At 51.4% G+C, this 2,871-nt stretch carries 4 protein-coding genes; all 4 read left to right on the top strand.

Going from position 1 to position 2,871, the window contains the following annotated elements; translation table 11 throughout:
• Positions 1-583 (top strand): translational GTPase TypA (locus tag NZM04_06665; protein ID MCS7063709.1); only part of this gene is annotated, 583 nt, incomplete at its 5' end.
• Positions 584-704: 121 nt separating this feature from the next.
• The gene (gene recA, locus NZM04_06660; GenBank protein MCS7063708.1) at positions 705-1,697 is read left to right on the top strand and encodes a recombinase RecA; all 993 of its coding nucleotides are present in this window, start codon (positions 705-707) and stop codon (positions 1,695-1,697) included.
• Entirely contained in the window at positions 1,657-2,607 is a 951-nt protein-coding gene (locus tag NZM04_06655) for a class I SAM-dependent methyltransferase (GenBank protein ID MCS7063707.1), read from the top strand. The genes recA and NZM04_06655 overlap by 41 nt, the downstream gene beginning before the upstream one ends.
• A 66-nt stretch (positions 2,608-2,673) precedes the next feature.
• Positions 2,674-2,871: hypothetical protein (locus NZM04_06650; protein MCS7063706.1), on the top strand; the 198-nt coding region annotated here is incomplete at its 3' end.

Genomic DNA, 2,871 nt, shown 5'->3' with positions numbered 1-2,871 from the left:
CGATTCACTCGGCGACGTCCTCCAAAACTTAGCCAATCGAAAAGCAGAGATCACACACATGAATCATGTGGGGAATAACGTTACGCTCGAAGCTTCCATTCCCACACGAGGATTGATCGGCTTTGAGACGGATTTGATGAACCTGACTCGCGGCACAGGAGTAATGAGCCATCTATTCAAGGCCTACGAAATCAAACGCGGTGAAATCGCCACCCGCCAAGCGGGCGTATTAGTCTCTATGGAGTCAGGCGAATCCACCGCCTACGCCCTGGATAGCATCCAAGAGCGTGGCACGCTCTTTATCGGGCCGGGAGAACCTGTATACGAGGGGATGATCATCGGCCAAAATTCGCGTCCTGACGATATGACGGTGAATCCTTGTAAGACGAAACACCTGACTAACATGCGCTCTCAAGGGGAAGGCAAAGGGATACAGCTCGCACCTCCGCTTAAAATGAGCCTCGAGAGAGCATTGGAATATATCGCAGACGATGAATATGTCGAAGTCACACCTACTAGCTTGCGATTGCGCAAGAAGATACTCAATGCGACGCAACGCAAGCGTGCCGAAAGCAAAATCTGAGCCGCGAGGATAAGGCTTGTCGTTCACGCCTCGATCGGCAATTTGATAGAGCATGCCGTCTAAGAATCTCGAATCTAAGTCCTCTGAACTTTCTTCTGCTTCCACCCCTGAAGCTAGCGGAATTAAAAACAAAAATTTACAACTCGCGCTTCAAGCCATTGCGAAACAATACGGCGAAGGAGCGATCATGCGGCTTGGCGATGCCGAAGCGAAGCTACATATCGAGGTGATTCCTACAGGATGCCTGCCGATTGACCATGCATTGGGCGTAGGGGGTTTCCCTCGCGGCCGTATCATCGAGATATTTGGTCCTGAATCGTCGGGTAAAACGACCCTCGCGTTGACAGTCGTCGCGCAGGCTCAAAAAATGGGCGGTGTCGCAGCCTTTATCGATGTGGAGCATGCCTTGGATCCGACGTATGCGGGCAAACTCGGCGTGAATATGAGCGAGCTTCTCGTCTCCCAGCCTGATTCCGGAGAAGAAGCTCTTAACATTGCGGAGACCTTGATTAAATCAAATGCAATCGATGTGATTGTGATCGACTCTGTCGCGGCTTTGACGACTAAAGCCGAGCTAGAGGGTCAGATCGGAGATGCAACGGTCGGAACACAAGCCCGTTTGATGAGTGCAGCGTTGCGAAAACTGACGGCTTTGGTGAGCCGTGCCAAGACAGTCTGTATCTTTACAAATCAGCTTCGAGACAAAATCGGGGTGATGTTTGGGAACCCTGAGACAACGCCAGGCGGCAAAGCACTTAAATTTTATGCATCGGTGAGAATCGACATTCGCCGCGTCAATACTATTAAAGAGGCAGATGGCACTGTGCTCGGCAGTCGCACAAAGATTAAAATTGTGAAGAATAAGGTGGCTCCACCTTTTACGGAGTGTGAGTTCGACATTCTTTACAATCAGGGAATCGCTCGTGAAGGAGCCTTGATCGATTTGGCTGTGGATCTTGGAGTGTTGGAGAAGAAAGGAGCATGGCTTTATTTCAAAGGCGACCAAATTGCGCAAGGCCGCGATGCTGCACAGCAGGTGTTAAAGGCGGACTCAGCTCTCTACGACAAAATTCTTGAAGAGACGAAGCAAAGAATGGCCGCGGCCAAAAAATAGGGAGGGAAGCGATCGCGGCAGGTGGTTAGCGCGGGATCGAATTGCGTTCTACGAACGATGCGGCACGACGATTTGTCGACTTTACGCTTCTGAGCAGGCTTGGATTGATCGCTATGGAAGCGTAGCAGTGATTTCAGCGACTTCAGCAGCCGAGATCGAGCGGCTAGAGCGGGCGTTGCTTGACCGAGGGGCGATGCTTGGCTGCGAGATTGAAGCGGTGTATGGGCGACTACGCCAAGTAAGTCCGCGAGGCACTGACGGTATGCGTTGCCTAAAAGCAGGAGGGATGCAGGAGGAGAAGACGCATGAAGCGAGCGAGTGGGGAGTGCGTTACAAGCTGGATTTTTCTGGCTACTCGGTCGGGTTTTTTTTGGATCAACGGAATAATCGAAGATTTTTGGCTGAGAGGAAACCGGAGCGTGTGTTGAATCTTTTTGCTTACACGGGCTCGTTCAGCGTGGTGGCAGCTTTGAAAGGTGCTGAGACGTGGAGCATAGATCTTTCAAGGAAGGCGTTGGATTGGGCGAAAGAGAATTTTAGGTTAAACGGACTGGATCCATCGGAGCATCATTTTTATGTGGATGATGTGGTAGCGTGTCTACCACGCTTGAAACGGCGCGGGATGCAATTTGATGCGATTATTTTGGATCCTCCTACGTTCGCGCACGGAGCAGGGGGGAGGTTGCTGAGGGCTGAGGTGATGTATCGGAAGTTAATAGAGCTTGCAAAGCCATTATTAGTGGAAGGAGGGGCGATGTTGCTTTCGACGAATGCTACACGGGTGAATGTGGAGACGTTGAAAAAATGGGCGAAGGACGTCTGGCGGGCTGCTCTTTATTTTCATGAAGAGTCGCCTCCTGAAGATGTGCGGGGATCGCCGCATGCGGTGACGGTGTGGTGTCTTGTGTGAGGAGAAGGAATGAGGTGGTGTGGGCTTGTCGAGGATAGGGAGCGGCTGCAAGATAAAGATGCCTGTATGCCTGCAGATCCAGATAATCCGTTAGCTGTGCTTGGGGAAACTCTCGGATCGCTTTTGGGGCGCGTTGTCCTTTACTTGAGCGCGATTGTGGGAGGACTTTCTCTGGGGGCTTCAATAGCGATGGGACGCTACATGGGAACGGACGAAGTTTTTAAGTTGCTCGCCATGCTGGACCTTGGGACGTTTTTTTTGCAT

Source organism: Candidatus Methylacidiphilales bacterium, assembly GCA_025056655.1.
Taxonomy (GTDB): Bacteria; Verrucomicrobiota; Verrucomicrobiia; order Methylacidiphilales; family JANWVL01; genus JANWVL01.
Note: the sequence above shows the minus strand (reverse complement) of the source record. Positions and strands in the feature narration are given on the sequence as shown.